The organism is Pseudomonas sp. FG35 (assembly GCF_057809295.1).
In genome coordinates this window covers 18,782-32,334 of the sequence record NZ_JBMDJR010000017.1, presented here as the reverse complement: position 1 = coordinate 32,334, position 13,553 = coordinate 18,782, and the positions used below count along the sequence as shown (strand labels likewise).

Sequence of the window (13,553 nt, the reverse complement as noted above, 5' to 3'; positions counted from 1 at the left end):
ACTGTCAGATTTGACAGTGGAGACATAAGGTTGGGGTGTGAGGGCGCGCGATGGCTCAGCGTGCGAGGTAATCATCTCCGCGATCGGTTACATCCTTTTCCGACTCTGCTGCAGGCTGGTCCTGACCTGCTGGAAATTTTCCTTTGAGATTCCAGGCAAACGCGATGATCTCGGCGATCGTGCGGTACAGCTCTTCGGGGATGCTGTCGCCCAGTTCCATCCGCGCCAGCAACTTCACCAGCTCGGCGTTTTCGTAGATCGGCACTTCACAGTCGCGGGCGATCCGCAGGATTTCTTCGGCCAGTTCTTCGTCGCCCTTGGCGGTGAGGGTCGGGGCGTGGTTGCCGTCGTATTTGAGGGCGATGGCCTGGCGTGGAGCGGTGGTGTCATTCATGCGGTTTCATCGACCCAGCGGTGTTCGAGGCGGGTTTGGATGCCTTGCGGCGGGGTGCCGAGGTGGCAGTCGAGGTCGCCGACGTTCAGCCCGGAATCCAGCAGACGCTGGCGCAGTGCGCTCAGGTTGTTTTCGATCAGGCTCGCGGTGTACGGCCGCTCGGCCCACAACTGGCTGGACAGGCTGCCGCTGATCAATTGCGCCTGAATCTGCATCGGCCCCAGCGGTTCCATGTCGAACGCCAGATCGACGCGCCACAGTTGCTGCTTCGGTTCGCGCTCATCGCGGCGCTGTTCGTTCGCTTCCTGTTTCTCCGGCGCTTCTTCGCGCTGGAACTTGACCTGCAACGGCACGATGTCCTGCAGGTTGCGCATCGGGATTTCCAGTTGCCAGGTGCTGAGCAGACGGCAGTCGTCGGTCACGCCGGTCTGTTCCAGACTCGACAGCTGATGACTTTGCAGGCGCGACACGGCAGCCGCAGCGAGGCGCAGCAAATGCTCCAGATCGCCTTCGCCTTCCAGGCTTTGCAGCAGTCGGTCGGGCAGCGGGAAACTGCTCGGCACCGGTTTCGCGCTGACCTGACCGAGCATGCCGAGGGCGTTGCGCACGAAGCTTGGTAGCGCCTGGGCCAGCGTGTTGGCGGCGATGATCGCGTTCAGGTTTGTGTTGCCGGGCAGGCCGGGGGTGAGCTGGGCGATCAGCTTGAGCAGATCGGCTTTCAGGTCCGGGGCCAGCGTCGGGTTCTGCCCGGTCAACAGCTTGGCCTCGAGGAACACGCCGCTGTTGGCCAGCGCCTGGGCCAGACCTTTCGGTGTGCTCAGTTGCTGCACGTCCGGAAGATTGGCGAGCAGTTTGTCCACGGCGGCGCGCAAATCCTGGGAGGTCTGATCGGTGGCGGGGGGCAGGCTCTGGAGCATTTTCAGCAAGCCGTCGAGCGAGCCCTGACGGCTTTGTTGACTGACCAATTGCTGGCTGACCGCCAGTTGTTCCTGGCGATTGCTCAGCGGCAGGAACTTCAGGGTCTGCGAGTCCTGCACCAGCGCCGACAGCAGGGTGCCGATGCGCAGCGGTTGCGGGCTGTCGATGCTGAGGGTGCTGCCGCTCAACGCGGTGTTGAGCAGGCTGACCATCGAGCGGTACACCGTCGGTTGTCCCGGTACCTGCGGCAAGACCTGAGCCGTCAGTACCTTGCCTTGCAGCAGCGTGCCTACCGGCAGTTGCGCGGTGTCGATGCGGGTGAGGGTGGCGACGCTGCTGGCGATGGCCTGTTGCACGGTGATCGCCAGATTGCCCGCCGACGGCTGGGTGATCGCCAGGCTGGTGCCCTGAGGCAGCGGCAGATTGCTGGTCGCCTGCACGGTGGTTTGACGGCCGCTGTCCAGTGTCACCTTGAGCAGCAACTCAAAGGTCTGATCCGCCTGCTTGAGTGACAACACCTCGGCCTTGGCGCTCTGGCCGGCGGCAATCAGCCCGTCGACCGGCGTCAGCAACTTCAGCAGCTCACCCGCCTGCGGGCGAACGGTCGCCGGGGTGGTGGGCGGGAGCGGGAGGATGTTCATTTCGCCTGTCATACGCGGACACAACCTGAGGAAAATGCACTCGGGAGAGCGGGGGGCGCCATGTATAATGCCGCCCGCCCTTCCATTCGTTCAAAAAACATAGCAATTGTTTGACGCAGCTCTCTGGATTGAGCCGTCATTGCATTTATGCTGCAACTCTTTAACGGCCGCGCCAGAGCCGACTTGAACCGTATAAGGCCCGTGAACCCTTGACCAGTCCTGTCCTGCAAACCGTTGCCCTCGCGTGTGAGCGTGATCTCAGACTGCTCTTCGATAATCTCGAATTGAGACTGGCCAGTGGCGATATGGTGCAGATCAGCGGCCCCAACGGCAGCGGCAAGACCAGTTTGCTGCGTTTGCTGGCCGGTCTGATGCAGCCGACCGACGGTCAGGTGCTGCTCAACGGCAAGCCGCTAGGCGAGCAACGCAGCGAGCTGGCGCGCAATCTGTTGTGGATCGGCCATGCTGCCGGGATCAAGGACTTGCTCACCCCGGAAGAAAACCTCACCTGGCTCTGCGCCCTGCATCAACCCGCCGAACGCGACGCGATCTGGCAGGCCCTGGCGGCGGTTGGATTGCGCGGTTTCGAGGATGTTCCCTGCCACAGTCTGTCCGCCGGCCAGCAGCGCCGCGTGGCGCTGGCGCGGTTGTATCTGGACAGCCCGCCGTTGTGGATTCTCGACGAACCGTTCACTGCGCTGGACAAGCAGGGCGTGGCACAGCTTGAAGAACACCTGGCCGGGCACTGCGAACGGGGCGGCCTGGTGGTGCTCACCACACACCACACGCTGAGCCGGATGCCAGCCGGTTATCGCGACATCGATCTGGGGAATTGGGCGGTATGAGTGTGTTCGGCCTGCTGGTTGCCCGTGAATCCCGACTGCTGTTCCGCCGCCCGGCGGAGCTGGCCAATCCGCTGATTTTCTTCGCCATCGTCATCGCGCTGTTCCCGCTGGCCGTCGGACCGGAAACTCAAGTATTGCAAAACTTGTCTCCGGGGTTAGTCTGGGTGGCGGCACTTTTGTCGGTCCTGCTCTCGCTGGACGGGCTTTTCCGCAGTGATTTCGAAGATGGCTCCCTTGAACAGTGGGTCCTTTCGCCGCACCCCCTGCCACTTCTGGTATTGGCCAAGGTGCTGGCACACTGGCTTTTTTCCGGGCTGGCACTGGTTTTGCTCTCGCCGTTACTGGCGTTGATGCTCGGGTTGCCGGCTGCGTGTCTGCCGGTATTGCTGCTTTCGTTGTTGCTGGGAACACCGGTGCTGAGCTTGCTCGGTGCGGTGGGCGCGGCGCTGACGGTCGGTCTGAAGCGCGGTGGCCTGTTGCTGGCGCTGCTGATTCTGCCGTTGTACATCCCGGTGTTGATCCTGGGCAGTGGCGCCTTGCAGGCGGCGTTGCAGGGCATGCCGGCGCTTGGTTATCTGTTGTGGCTTGGCAGCCTGACCGCCCTGGCGATAACCCTGACACCTTTTGCAATAGCGGCTGGCCTGAAGATCAGCGTCGGCGAATAATGAGGTCTGGTTAAAATTTAACCAGCAAAGACCCTGAGACTGCTCACACCGATGAGCGGCACCCGTGATGGAAACAGTATGAACTGGACCTGGTTTCACAAGCTCGGCTCGCCCAAGTGGTTCTACGGCATCAGCAGCAAGTTCCTGCCGTGGTTGAGCATCGCAGCGTTGTTGCTGATCTGCGTTGGCGTCATCTGGGGCCTGGCTTTCGCGCCGCCGGACTATCAGCAAGGCAACAGCTTTCGCATCATCTATATCCACGTACCCGCCGCGATGCTCGCTCAGTCGATCTACGTGATGCTGGCGGTGTGCGGGGTGGTCGGGCTGGTGTGGAAGATGAAACTGGCCGACGTCGCCCTGCAATGCGCCGCACCGATCGGCGCGTGGATGACCGCCGTGGCGCTGGTCACCGGGGCGATCTGGGGCAAGCCGACCTGGGGGTCGTGGTGGGTCTGGGACGCGCGCCTGACCTCGATGCTGATTCTGCTGTTTCTGTATTTCGGCGTGATCGCCCTGGGCAACGCCATCAGCAATCGCGACAGCGCCGCCAAGGCCTGCGCGGTGCTGGCCATCGTCGGTGTGATCAACATTCCGATCATCAAATACTCGGTGGAGTGGTGGAACACCCTGCATCAGGGCGCGACCTTCACCCTCACCGAAAAACCGGCGATGCCCGTCGAGATGTGGCTGCCGCTGCTGCTGACGGTGCTGGGTTTCTACTGTTTCTTCGGCGCCGTGCTGTTGCTGCGCATGCGCCTTGAAGTGCTCAAGCGCGAAGCCCGCGCCAGTTGGGTGAAAGAAGAAGTGCAGAACAGCCTGGAGGCCGCTCGATGAGTTTCGCGTCATTCGGCGACTTCCTCGCCATGGGCCATCACGGCCTGTATGTCTGGTCGGCCTACGGCATCTGTCTGGCGGTACTGATCCTCAACGTGGCGGCGCCGATCGCGGCCCGCAAGCGTTATCTGCAACAAGAGGCGCGTCGTCTGCGCCGGGAGAACGGCAAGTGAATCCGCTGCGTAAAAAGCGTCTGATCATCATCCTGGCAATTCTGGTCGGGGTCGGCGCTGCCGTCGGCCTGGCCCTGAGCGCCCTGCAGCAGAACATCAACCTGTTTTACACGCCGACCCAGATCGCCAACGGCGAAGCGCCGCAAGACACCCGCATCCGTGCCGGCGGCATGGTCGAGAAGGGCTCACTGCAACGCTCCACAGATTCGCTGGACGTCAAATTCGTGGTCACCGATTTCAACAAGTCCGTGACCATCACCTATCGCGGGATCCTGCCGGACCTGTTCCGCGAAGGGCAGGGCATCGTCGCGCTCGGCAAGCTCAACGCCGATGGCGTGGTGGTCGCCGATGAAGTGCTGGCCAAGCACGACGAGAAATACATGCCGCCGGAAGTGACCAAAGCCCTGAAGGACAGCGGTCAATCCGCGCCAACCCCTGCGAAGGAGGGTTGATCGATGACATCCAGCATTTTCATTCCTGAGTTGGGCCATCTGGCCATGATCCTGGCGCTGTGTTTCGCGCTGGTGCAGGCGGTGGTGCCGTTGCTCGGTGCCTGGCGCGGTGATCGTCTGTGGATGGGCCTCGCTCAACCGGCGGCGTGGGGGCAGTTCGCGTTCCTGCTGTTCGCCTTCGGTTGCCTGACCTACGCCTTCATGACCGACGATTTCTCCGTGGCCTACGTCGCGATGAACTCCAACAGCGCGCTGCCGTGGTACTACAAGTTCAGCGCGGTGTGGGGCGCCCACGAAGGGTCGCTGCTGCTGTGGGCGCTGATCCTCGGCGGCTGGACCTTCGCGGTGTCGGTGTTCTCGCGGCAGTTGCCGCAAGTCATGCTCGCTCGCGTGCTGGCGGTGATGGGCATGATCAGCACCGGTTTTCTGCTGTTCCTGATCCTCACCTCGAACCCGTTTTCGCGGATCCTGCCGCAGATCCCGGCCGACGGTCGTGACCTCAATCCGCTGCTGCAGGACATCGGCCTGATCGTTCATCCGCCGATGCTGTACATGGGCTATGTCGGTTTCTCGGTGGCCTTCGCGTTTGCCATTGCCGCATTGCTGGGCGGTCGTCTCGATGCGGCGTGGGCACGCTGGTCGCGTCCGTGGACCATCGTCGCCTGGGCCTTCCTCGGCATCGGCATCACCCTCGGTTCATGGTGGGCTTACTACGAACTCGGCTGGGGCGGCTGGTGGTTCTGGGACCCGGTGGAAAACGCATCGTTCATGCCATGGCTGGTGGGCACGGCGCTGATTCACTCGCTGGCGGTCACCGAGAAACGTGGCGTGTTCAAGAGCTGGACGGTGTTGCTGGCGATTGCCGCATTCTCCCTGAGCCTGCTCGGTACGTTCCTCGTACGTTCCGGCGTGCTGACCTCGGTGCACGCGTTTGCCTCCGATCCCGAGCGCGGCGTGTTCATCCTGATCTTCCTGCTGTTTGTGGTCGGTGGTTCGCTGACCCTGTTCGCGCTGCGGGCGCCAGTGGTCAAGAGTCAGGTCGGCTTCAACCTGTGGTCGCGGGAAACCCTGCTGCTGGGCAACAACCTGGTGCTGGTGGTGGCGGCGTCGATGATCCTGCTCGGCACGCTGTACCCGCTGATTCTCGATGCGATCAGCGGCGCCAAGCTGTCGGTCGGCCCGCCGTACTTCAACGCGCTGTTCATTCCGTTGATGGCGCTGTTGATGCTGGTGATGGCGGTCGGCGTGATCGTGCGCTGGAAGGACACCCCGGTGAAATGGCTGGTCAGTATGCTGACTCCGGTGCTGCTGGGCAGCGTCGCGCTGGCGGTGGTGGCCGGTGTCGCTTATGGTGATTTCAACTGGGCGGTGATCGCGACGTTCCTGCTTGCGGCCTGGGTGTTGCTGGCCGGTGTGCGCGACATCTTCGACAAGACTCGTCACAAAGGCCTGATCAAAGGCCTGCCGACCCTGACCCGCAGCTACTGGGGCATGCAGATCGCCCACCTCGGGATCGCCGTCTGCGCGCTGGGCGTGGTGTTGTCGAGCCAGAACAGTGCCGAACGTGACCTGCGTCTGGCACCGGGCGAATCAATGGACCTGGCCGGTTATCAGTTCGTGTTTGAAGGCGCCAAGCACTTCGAAGGCCCGAACTTCACTTCCGACAAGGGCACCGTCCGGGTGATCCGCAACGGTCAGGAAGTCAGCGTGCTGCACCCGGAAAAACGCCTGTACACCGTGCAGAACTCGGTGATGACCGAAGCCGGGATCGACGCCGGTTTCACCCGTGACCTCTACGTCGCTTTGGGTGAACCGCTGGGCGATGGCGCCTGGGCAGTGCGGGTCCACGTCAAACCGTTCGTGCGCTGGATCTGGTTCGGCGGCCTGCTGACCGGTTTCGGTGGTTTGCTGGCGGCGCTGGATCGGCGTTATCGAGTGAAGGTCAAAGCCAAAGTGCGTGAAGCGCTGGGCATGGAAGGAGCCGCTGCATGAGACGTTGGTTGATGCTGGTGCCATTGGCGATTTTCCTGCTGGTGGCCGTATTCCTTTATCGCGGTCTGTACCTGGATCCGGCGGAGCTGCCGTCGGCGATGATCGGCAAACCATTCCCGGAGTTTTCCCTGCCGGCGGTGCAGGGCGACAAGACTCTGACCAAGGCTGACATCCTCGGCAAACCGGCACTGGTCAACGTCTGGGGCACCTGGTGCATTTCCTGCCGGGTCGAGCACCCGGTGCTGAACAAACTCGCCGAGCGCGGCGTAGTGATCTACGGGATCAACTACAAGGACACCAACGCCGATGCGCTGAAGTGGCTGGCCGAATTCCACAACCCTTATCAACTGGACATCCGTGACGATGAGGGCTCGCTGGGCTTGAATCTGGGTGTCTACGGCGCACCGGAAACCTTCTTCATCGACGCCAAGGGCATCATCCGCGACAAGTACGTCGGCGTGATCGACGAGCAGGTCTGGCGGGAAAAACTGGCGGCCAAGTATCAGGCACTGGTTGACGAGGCCAAGCCATGAAGCGCTTTTTAGCGGCCATGGTGCTGGGCTTGAGCCTGGCCGGTGTGGCCCACGCCGCCATCGACACCTACGAGTTCGCCAAAGAAGGCGATCGCGAGCGTTTCCGCGAGCTGACCAAGGAACTGCGCTGCCCCAAGTGCCAGAACCAGGACATCGCCGATTCCAACGCACCGATTGCCGCCGACCTGCGCAAAGAGATTTTCCGCATGCTCGGCGAGGGCAAGGACAATCAGCAGATCATCGACTTCATGGTCGATCGCTACGGTGATTTCGTCCGCTACAAACCGGCGCTCAATGCCAAGACCGCTTTGCTCTGGTTCGGCCCGGCCGGTCTGCTGCTGGGTGGGTTCGTGGTGATTGCCGTGATCGTCCGCCGCCGTCGCGGGCAACGCGCCGAGACGCCGCAATCGCTGTCCCCTGAAGAGCGTCAGCGCCTCGACCAACTGTTGGATAAAAACCAAGAATGATTGATTTCTGGCTTGCCGCAGGGCTGTTGCTTCTGGTCGCCCTGAGTTTTCTGCTGATCCCTGTCCTGCGCGAACGTCGCGCCCAGCGTGAAGAGGATCGAACCGCTCTCAACGTCGCCCTGTATCAGGAACGCGTCGCCGAACTGCAATCGCAGCAGGCCGAAGGCGTTCTCGACGCCGCACAAATGGACAGCGGCCGCGCCGAAGCCGCCCGTGAATTGCTGGCCGACACCGAAGGCGTGGCGCCGGCGCGGGTTTCGCGTTTGGGCAAGCCTTTGCCATTGCTGGCAGCGGTGCTGGTGCCGGTGTTGGGCCTCGGTCTGTACTTGCACTTTGGCGCGAGCGACAAGGTCGAACTGACCCGCGAGTTCGCCCAGGCGCCACAGTCGATGGAAGAGATGACCCAACGTCTGGAGCGCGCAGTCGCAGCACAACCGGATTCGGCTGAAGGCGTGTATTTCCTCGGTCGTACCTACATGGCCCAGGATCGCCCGGCGGACGCGGCGAAGATGTTCGAACGCGCGGTCAATCTCGCCGGTCGTCAGCCGGAACTGCTCGGCCAGTGGGCGCAGGCCCAGTACTTTGCCGACAACAAAAAATGGTCGGACAAGGTTCAGGCTCTGACCGATGAAGCGCTGAAAGCCGATCCGAAAGAAGTCACCAGTCTCGGCCTGCTGGGCATCGCCGCGTTCGAAGGCGAGCGTTATCAGGAAGCCATCGACTACTGGAACCGTCTGCTGGCGCAACTGCCGCCGCAGGACAAATCCCGCGAGGCCCTGCAGGGCGGCATCACCCGCGCCACCGAAAAGCTGCAGGCCAGCGGCGGCAAGGTCGCCCAGGCACCGGCGGCGAAAGCGGCGGCGTTGTTGAAAGTGCGTGTGGATCTGGCCAGCGAGCTCAAAGCCAAGGTGCAACCGGGCGATAGCGTGTTCATTTTTGCCCGGGCCACCTCGGGCCCGCCGGCACCGCTGGCGGCCAAGCGCCTGACCGTCGCCGACCTGCCGGTGACCGTCGAACTGGGCGATGCCGACGCAATGATGCCGCAATTGAAACTGTCGAACTTCCCCGAAGTCCAACTGGTTGCGCGTATCTCCCGTGCCGGTCAGCCGACCGCCGGAGAGTGGGTCGGTCGCAGCGGGCCTCTGCCCAGCAGCACCACCGCGCCGCAGACACTGACCATCGACAGCCCGGACAAATAGCCGGAACCAACAGGAAAGCACCGCCATGAATGCCATCGCCCGAATCACAGTCCTCACACTGGCCCTGGGCTTGAGCGCATGTGCGGTGCAACGACCGGAGCCGACCACACGGCTGCCGCCGATCCCGCCGTCACAACCCGGCCCGACCCCGTCAACCACCCCGACGCCGAGCAAACCGGGCATTCCGGCCAAACCCGCCAAACCCGTCCCGCGCACCTCCGCCAGCTTCGCCCCGCCCCCGGGCGGCAACAGCCACTGGGACCAGAAACTGGGCGTGTACGTACTCGACGACCAGACCAACACCTTCTACCGCCAGCGCACCTACTACCGCTGGAACAACGGCTGGAGCCGCTCGATCAGCCCCAACGGCCCGTGGGAAGAAACCAACATCCACGGCGTACCGGCGGGACTGGGCAAGCAGTTCGGGGAGTAAAAAAACGGCGATCCTTGGATCGCCGTTTTGCTGTCTGGGGTAATGAGCAATACCTCACTCGTATCCTGTCCTCAACGCCTGAGCTTGCTCTGCAAGAAGCGTCATTGCCTGCTCGCTGGGGCAGTGCATCAATCACATGCTGCAAAACAACCGAACGTCGTGCTGCGAATTTCTGTGCTTGAGTAAAGATAACTCTAGGGTTACTTTTGTTAAGCCGAAGCAAGGAGGCGGTTGGTGCAGAGCAGGTTATTGATCAAGGAGCTGGAGGAGGCAGGCTGGACGCTGGACCGGATAACCGGCAGCCACCACATCTTCACGCACCGTTACAACCCATACACGATTCCCGTCCCGCATCCGAAAAAGGATTTGCCGGTCGGGACGGTCAAGAGCATCAGGAGGCGTGCCGGGTTGTACGACCCGCCAGCCAGTTACAGAGGAGATCCGTAATGCAATACCCAATCTGCATCGAATGGGGTGACGAGAACACCGCCATCGGGATTCAGATCCCCGATATTCCCGGCGCGATTACTGCCGGGGATACGTTTGAGGATGCCTACAACGCGGCCGTCGAGATTGCCCACATCATGCTGCAGGAGATCGCGGCGGATGGTGATTCGATCCCGATGCCGACTTCGGCGGCGACCCATCGCAACAATCCGGAATTTGCCGACATGGGCTGGGGCATGCTCGAACTGGACATCTCGCCGTACATGGGCAAGACCGAAAAGGTCAATGTGACGTTGCCGGGCTATGTCATCCAGCGCATTGACCGCTATGTGCGTGAACACAATGTCAAAAGCCGCTCCTCTTTTCTGGCGGATGCCGCCATGGAAAAACTGGTCCGGCATTGAACCTCGAGCCCTGTCGGATCAGCGATCCAACAGGGCTTTTCAGGTTCTAGGCCGTTGCCAGAACGGTCTTCTGCGAAGCACTCAAAAACCGCACCAGCGCCAGCAGCGGGAACGCGCTGCCAACAATTACGATCCACAACCAGCCACCATGCTCGTATACCGCACTGGCCACCGACGAGCCGAAGGCGCCGCCGACGAAGATGCTGGTCATGTACAGCGCGTTGAGGCGGCCGCGGCTTTTGGCGTCGAGGGAGTAGACCGCGCGCTGGCCGAGCACCATGTTCATCTGTACGCAGAAGTCGAGCACCACACCGGTCACGGCCAGGCCGATCACGCTGTAGGCCGGGTGGATGAAGGCGGGCAGGAAGCTCAGGCTGGCGAACAGCATGGCCAGCAACGAAGCGATGCGGGTGTGGCCGGCGTCGGCCAGACGTCCGCTGATCGGAGCGGCGATGGCACCGATGGCGCCGACCAGGGCGAAGATCGCGATTTCACTCTGGGACAGGCCATGGTTGCGCGCCAGTTCCAGCGGCACGGCAGTCCAGAACAGGCTGAACGTGGCGAACATGCAGGCCTGGTAGAACGCGCGCTGACGCAGCACCGGTTGTTTGCGCAGCAGCGTCCACAACGATCCGAGTAATTGGCCGTAGGAGGCGCTGTGATCCGGCTGGCGCTTGGGCACAGTCAGCGCCAAAACCACGCTGATCGCGGCCATCAAGCCTGCCGCGATCATGAACATCGCCCGCCAGCCGAGGTGGTCGGCGACCACGCTCGACACTGGCCGCGCCAGCAGAATCCCCAGCAGCAGACCGCCCATGATCCCGCCGACCACCCGGCCACGGGATTCTTCCGGCGCCAGATGCGCCGCCAATGGAATCAGCACCTGCACCGACACCGAGCTGAAGCCCACCAGCAACGAAATTAGCAGGAACACATTCGGTTGATCGGTAAACGCCGCACCCAGCAGGCTGGCAATTGCCACCACGGTGGTGATGATCATCAGACGGCGGTTTTCCAGCAGATCCGCCAGCGGCACCAGAAAGAACAGGCCCAGCGCATAGCCGATCTGGGTCAGCGACACGATGAAACTGGCCATGGTGTCGCTCAGGCCGATGTCCGGCGCGATCAGGCCGATGATCGGCTGGGCGTAGTAGATGTTGGCAACGATGGCGCCGCAGCAGAAAGCGAACAGCAGCACCATGCCTCGGGTCATTGCGTGAGTTGTGGCGGTCATAGGGTTTCTCGATCCAGCGAAAAGGAATGCGGTGAGGCTAAGGGACGGGCCGAGCCGGCAGTAGAGGCTTCTGATCGATATCAGTTATTCCGTTGCGGAATGGGTGGCGCCGAACAACCCATTGTTCATCGGCGAACCTTGCGTCCGACCGTTGAGCGTCGATGATACATTCACTTACATCTTGTTCGATAGCGTGCTTATGTTGTGACCGGGTTTCAGCATTCATCAACGGAGGATTGCGATGTTTCGTCAGTTGCTTCGCCACACCACAACGATTGCCCTGATCAGTCTGCTCGGCGCCACGGCCGTGCAGGCCGCCGAAGCGCCCGGCATGCGCATGGGCGTGCGCGGCGAAATCACCGGGGTCGGTCCAGACTCGCTCAAGATTCACGTCAACACGGGTGAAAACGTGGTGGTCCAGTTGACCCCGGACACCAAGGTTCGCGCGGTCACCCTGGCCAATATCGAAGACATCAAGCCCGGCAGCTACATCGGCTCGGCCGCCATTCCCCAGGAAGATGGCACGCTCAAGGCGCTGGAGGTTCATGTGTTTCCGCCGGAGCTGGCCGGCAGCGGCGACGGTCATCGGCCGTTCGACCTGGCCAAGGGCAGCAGCATGACCAACGGCAGCGTCGGCGATCTGGTGGTCAGCAACGGCCGGGTGCTGACCGTCAACTACAAGGGCGGCCAGCAGAAGATTCTGGTGCCGGAGGACGTGCCGATCGTCAACCTGACCCCGGGCGATCGCAGCCTGCTCAAGGTCGGGGTGAAGATCGTCACCTTTGTGACCCAGAGCGCGGACGGCACGCTGACCGCGCAATCGATTTCGGCGGGCAAGGATGGCGTGAAGCCTCCGATGTAAACGCATATAAAAAAGGCAACCTCTTCAGGTCGCCTTCTTCATATCAGCTCACGCCTTACTGGCCGTTGTAGATCTGGTCGAAGATCCCGCCATCGTTGAAGTGGGTCTTCTGCACGGTGCGCCAGTCGCCGAAGGTCTTCTCGACCGACAGGAAGTCGACTTTCGGGAAACGGTCGGTGTACTTGGCCAGCACCGCCGGGTCACGTGGACGCAGGTAGTTGGCGGCCGCGATTTCCTGACCTTCCGGCGACCACAGGAACTTCAGGTATTCCTCGGCAGCGGCGCGGGAGCCTTTCTTCTCGACCACTTTGTCGACCACCGACACCGGCGGCTCGGCTTCGGCGGAGACGCTCGGGTAGATGACTTCGAACTGGTCGCGGCCAAATTCACGGGCGATCATTTCGGCTTCGTTTTCGAAGGTCACCAGCACGTCGCCGATCTGGTTGGTCATGAACGTGGTGGTCGCGGCGCGGCCACCGGTATCCAGCACCGGTGCCTGTTTGAACAGCTTGCCGACGAAGTCCTTGGCCTTGTTCTCGTCACCGCCGTTTTTCAGCACATAGCCCCACGCCGACAGGTAGGTGTAGCGGCCGTTGCCCGAGGTTTTCGGGTTCGGCACGATAACCTGCACGCCGTCCTTGAGCAGGTCCGGCCAGTCTTTCAGGGCTTTCGGGTTGCCTTTGCGCACGATGAATACGGTGGCCGAGGTGAACGGCGCGCTGTTGTTCGGCAGACGGGTGACCCAGTCCTTCGGCACCAGTTGGCCGTTGTCGGCCAGGGCGTTGATGTCGGTGGCCATGTTCATGGTGATGACGTCAGCCGGCAGGCCGTCGATCACCGAACGGGCTTGCTTGCTCGAACCGCCGAAAGACATCTGCACCGTGATGTTTTCGTTGTGTTCGGCTTGCCAGTGTTTCTGGAACGCAGCGTTGTAGTCCTTGTAGAAATCGCGCATCACGTCGTAGGAAACGTTGAGCAGGGTCGGTGCGGCCTGAGCCGCGCTGCCGAAGGCAAGACCTGCGGCGAGAAGTGAGGCGCCAAAGAGTTTTTTCACTGCGCA

Annotated in this window: 17 protein-coding genes; 13 read left to right on the top strand and 4 right to left on the bottom strand. The window is 62.1% G+C overall.

All coding sequences use genetic code 11. The annotated features are described in order from the left end of the window. Positions 1–55: 55 nt before the first annotated feature. Positions 56–394: an EscU/YscU/HrcU family type III secretion system export apparatus switch protein gene (locus ACODTD_RS25285; protein ID WP_011333080.1), complete on the bottom strand. Its 339-nt coding sequence runs from the start codon at positions 392–394 to the stop codon at positions 56–58. Further along, on the bottom strand, positions 391–1,965 hold the full coding sequence (gene fliK, locus ACODTD_RS25280) for a flagellar hook-length control protein FliK (RefSeq protein ID WP_489105337.1): 1,575 nt from the start codon (positions 1,963–1,965) through the stop codon (positions 391–393). Before fliK ends, ACODTD_RS25285 begins: the two co-directional genes overlap by 4 nt. Positions 1,966–2,162: 197 nt before the next feature. Here fliK and ccmA point away from each other — a divergent pair, with 197 nt between their 5' ends. The 12 genes from ccmA (at position 2,163) to ACODTD_RS25220 (ending at position 10,397) form a co-directional block, all read left to right on the top strand. Continuing rightward, on the top strand, positions 2,163–2,798 hold the full coding sequence (ccmA, locus tag ACODTD_RS25275; RefSeq protein ID WP_011333082.1) for a cytochrome c biogenesis heme-transporting ATPase CcmA: 636 nt from the start codon (positions 2,163–2,165) through the stop codon (positions 2,796–2,798). Further along, positions 2,795–3,463: a heme exporter protein CcmB gene (gene ccmB, locus ACODTD_RS25270; protein ID WP_011333083.1), complete on the top strand. Its 669-nt coding sequence runs from the start codon at positions 2,795–2,797 to the stop codon at positions 3,461–3,463. Before ccmA ends, ccmB begins: the two co-directional genes overlap by 4 nt. Positions 3,464–3,541: 78 nt before the next feature. Further along, positions 3,542–4,297: a heme ABC transporter permease gene (locus ACODTD_RS25265; protein ID WP_011333084.1), complete on the top strand. Its 756-nt coding sequence runs from the start codon at positions 3,542–3,544 to the stop codon at positions 4,295–4,297. Further along, positions 4,294–4,470 (top strand): heme exporter protein CcmD, encoded by a 177-nt coding sequence (gene ccmD, locus ACODTD_RS25260; protein WP_011333085.1) that lies wholly within the window; start codon positions 4,294–4,296, stop codon positions 4,468–4,470. The genes ACODTD_RS25265 and ccmD overlap by 4 nt, the downstream gene beginning before the upstream one ends. Next, positions 4,467–4,922 carry a cytochrome c maturation protein CcmE gene (ccmE, locus tag ACODTD_RS25255; RefSeq protein ID WP_011333086.1) on the top strand — a complete coding sequence of 152 codons (456 nt, stop codon included), beginning with the start codon at positions 4,467–4,469 and terminating at the stop codon, positions 4,920–4,922. Before ccmD ends, ccmE begins: the two co-directional genes overlap by 4 nt. Positions 4,923–4,925: 3 nt before the next feature. Further along, entirely contained in the window at positions 4,926–6,914 is a 1,989-nt protein-coding gene (locus tag ACODTD_RS25250; RefSeq protein ID WP_011333087.1) for a heme lyase CcmF/NrfE family subunit, read from the top strand. Continuing rightward, positions 6,911–7,447, top strand: a complete 537-nt coding sequence (locus ACODTD_RS25245; RefSeq protein ID WP_011333088.1) for a DsbE family thiol:disulfide interchange protein — start codon at positions 6,911–6,913, stop codon at positions 7,445–7,447. The genes ACODTD_RS25250 and ACODTD_RS25245 overlap by 4 nt, the downstream gene beginning before the upstream one ends. Then, positions 7,444–7,914: a cytochrome c-type biogenesis protein gene (locus tag ACODTD_RS25240; RefSeq protein ID WP_011333089.1), complete on the top strand. Its 471-nt coding sequence runs from the start codon at positions 7,444–7,446 to the stop codon at positions 7,912–7,914. The genes ACODTD_RS25245 and ACODTD_RS25240 overlap by 4 nt, the downstream gene beginning before the upstream one ends. Then, entirely contained in the window at positions 7,911–9,113 is a 1,203-nt protein-coding gene (gene ccmI / locus ACODTD_RS25235) for a c-type cytochrome biogenesis protein CcmI (RefSeq protein ID WP_011333090.1), read from the top strand. Before ACODTD_RS25240 ends, ccmI begins: the two co-directional genes overlap by 4 nt. 25 nt (positions 9,114–9,138) lie before the next feature. Then, positions 9,139–9,546 (top strand): hypothetical protein, encoded by a 408-nt coding sequence (locus ACODTD_RS25230; protein ID WP_064378639.1) that lies wholly within the window; start codon positions 9,139–9,141, stop codon positions 9,544–9,546. A gap of 234 nt (positions 9,547–9,780) precedes the next feature. Then, positions 9,781–9,993 (top strand): type II toxin-antitoxin system HicA family toxin, encoded by a 213-nt coding sequence (locus ACODTD_RS25225; protein ID WP_041475177.1) that lies wholly within the window; start codon positions 9,781–9,783, stop codon positions 9,991–9,993. Next, positions 9,993–10,397, top strand: a complete 405-nt coding sequence (locus tag ACODTD_RS25220) for a type II toxin-antitoxin system HicB family antitoxin (RefSeq protein ID WP_011333093.1) — start codon at positions 9,993–9,995, stop codon at positions 10,395–10,397. Before ACODTD_RS25225 ends, ACODTD_RS25220 begins: the two co-directional genes overlap by 1 nt. 46 nt (positions 10,398–10,443) lie before the next feature. Here the strand turns inward: ACODTD_RS25220 and ACODTD_RS25215 are convergent, their stop codons facing one another. Then, complete coding sequence (locus tag ACODTD_RS25215; RefSeq protein WP_064378641.1) at positions 10,444–11,631, bottom strand: MFS transporter; 1,188 nt, start codon at positions 11,629–11,631, stop codon at positions 10,444–10,446. A gap of 241 nt (positions 11,632–11,872) precedes the next feature. Here ACODTD_RS25215 and ACODTD_RS25210 point away from each other — a divergent pair, with 241 nt between their 5' ends. After that, entirely contained in the window at positions 11,873–12,493 is a 621-nt protein-coding gene (locus ACODTD_RS25210) for a DUF5666 domain-containing protein (protein ID WP_085655459.1), read from the top strand. A gap of 55 nt (positions 12,494–12,548) precedes the next feature. On the opposite strand, the gene ACODTD_RS25205 is transcribed toward ACODTD_RS25210, so the two are convergent. Further along, positions 12,549–13,547 (bottom strand): sulfate ABC transporter substrate-binding protein, encoded by a 999-nt coding sequence (locus ACODTD_RS25205; protein WP_489105336.1) that lies wholly within the window; start codon positions 13,545–13,547, stop codon positions 12,549–12,551. Positions 13,548–13,553: the final 6 nt, after the last annotated feature.

Bases quoted from the DNA above. Each gene is read 5' to 3' on its own strand.
- ACODTD_RS25285 (WP_011333080.1), bottom strand. From the start codon at position 394: ATGAATGACACCACCGCTCCACGCCAGGCCATCGCCCTCAAATACGAC.
- fliK (WP_489105337.1), bottom strand. From the start codon at position 1,965: ATGACAGGCGAAATGAACATCCTCCCGCTCCCGCCCACCACCCCGGCG.
- ccmB (WP_011333083.1), top strand. From the start codon at position 2,795: ATGAGTGTGTTCGGCCTGCTGGTTGCCCGTGAATCCCGACTGCTGTTC.
- ACODTD_RS25265 (WP_011333084.1), top strand. From the start codon at position 3,542: ATGAACTGGACCTGGTTTCACAAGCTCGGCTCGCCCAAGTGGTTCTAC.
- ccmD (WP_011333085.1), top strand. From the start codon at position 4,294: ATGAGTTTCGCGTCATTCGGCGACTTCCTCGCCATGGGCCATCACGGC.
- ACODTD_RS25250 (WP_011333087.1), top strand. From the start codon at position 4,926: ATGACATCCAGCATTTTCATTCCTGAGTTGGGCCATCTGGCCATGATC.
- ACODTD_RS25245 (WP_011333088.1), top strand. From the start codon at position 6,911: ATGAGACGTTGGTTGATGCTGGTGCCATTGGCGATTTTCCTGCTGGTG.
- ACODTD_RS25240 (WP_011333089.1), top strand. From the start codon at position 7,444: ATGAAGCGCTTTTTAGCGGCCATGGTGCTGGGCTTGAGCCTGGCCGGT.
- ccmI (WP_011333090.1), top strand. From the start codon at position 7,911: ATGATTGATTTCTGGCTTGCCGCAGGGCTGTTGCTTCTGGTCGCCCTG.
- ACODTD_RS25230 (WP_064378639.1), top strand. From the start codon at position 9,139: ATGAATGCCATCGCCCGAATCACAGTCCTCACACTGGCCCTGGGCTTG.
- ACODTD_RS25220 (WP_011333093.1), top strand. From the start codon at position 9,993: ATGCAATACCCAATCTGCATCGAATGGGGTGACGAGAACACCGCCATC.
- ACODTD_RS25215 (WP_064378641.1), bottom strand. From the start codon at position 11,631: ATGACCGCCACAACTCACGCAATGACCCGAGGCATGGTGCTGCTGTTC.
- ACODTD_RS25210 (WP_085655459.1), top strand. From the start codon at position 11,873: ATGTTTCGTCAGTTGCTTCGCCACACCACAACGATTGCCCTGATCAGT.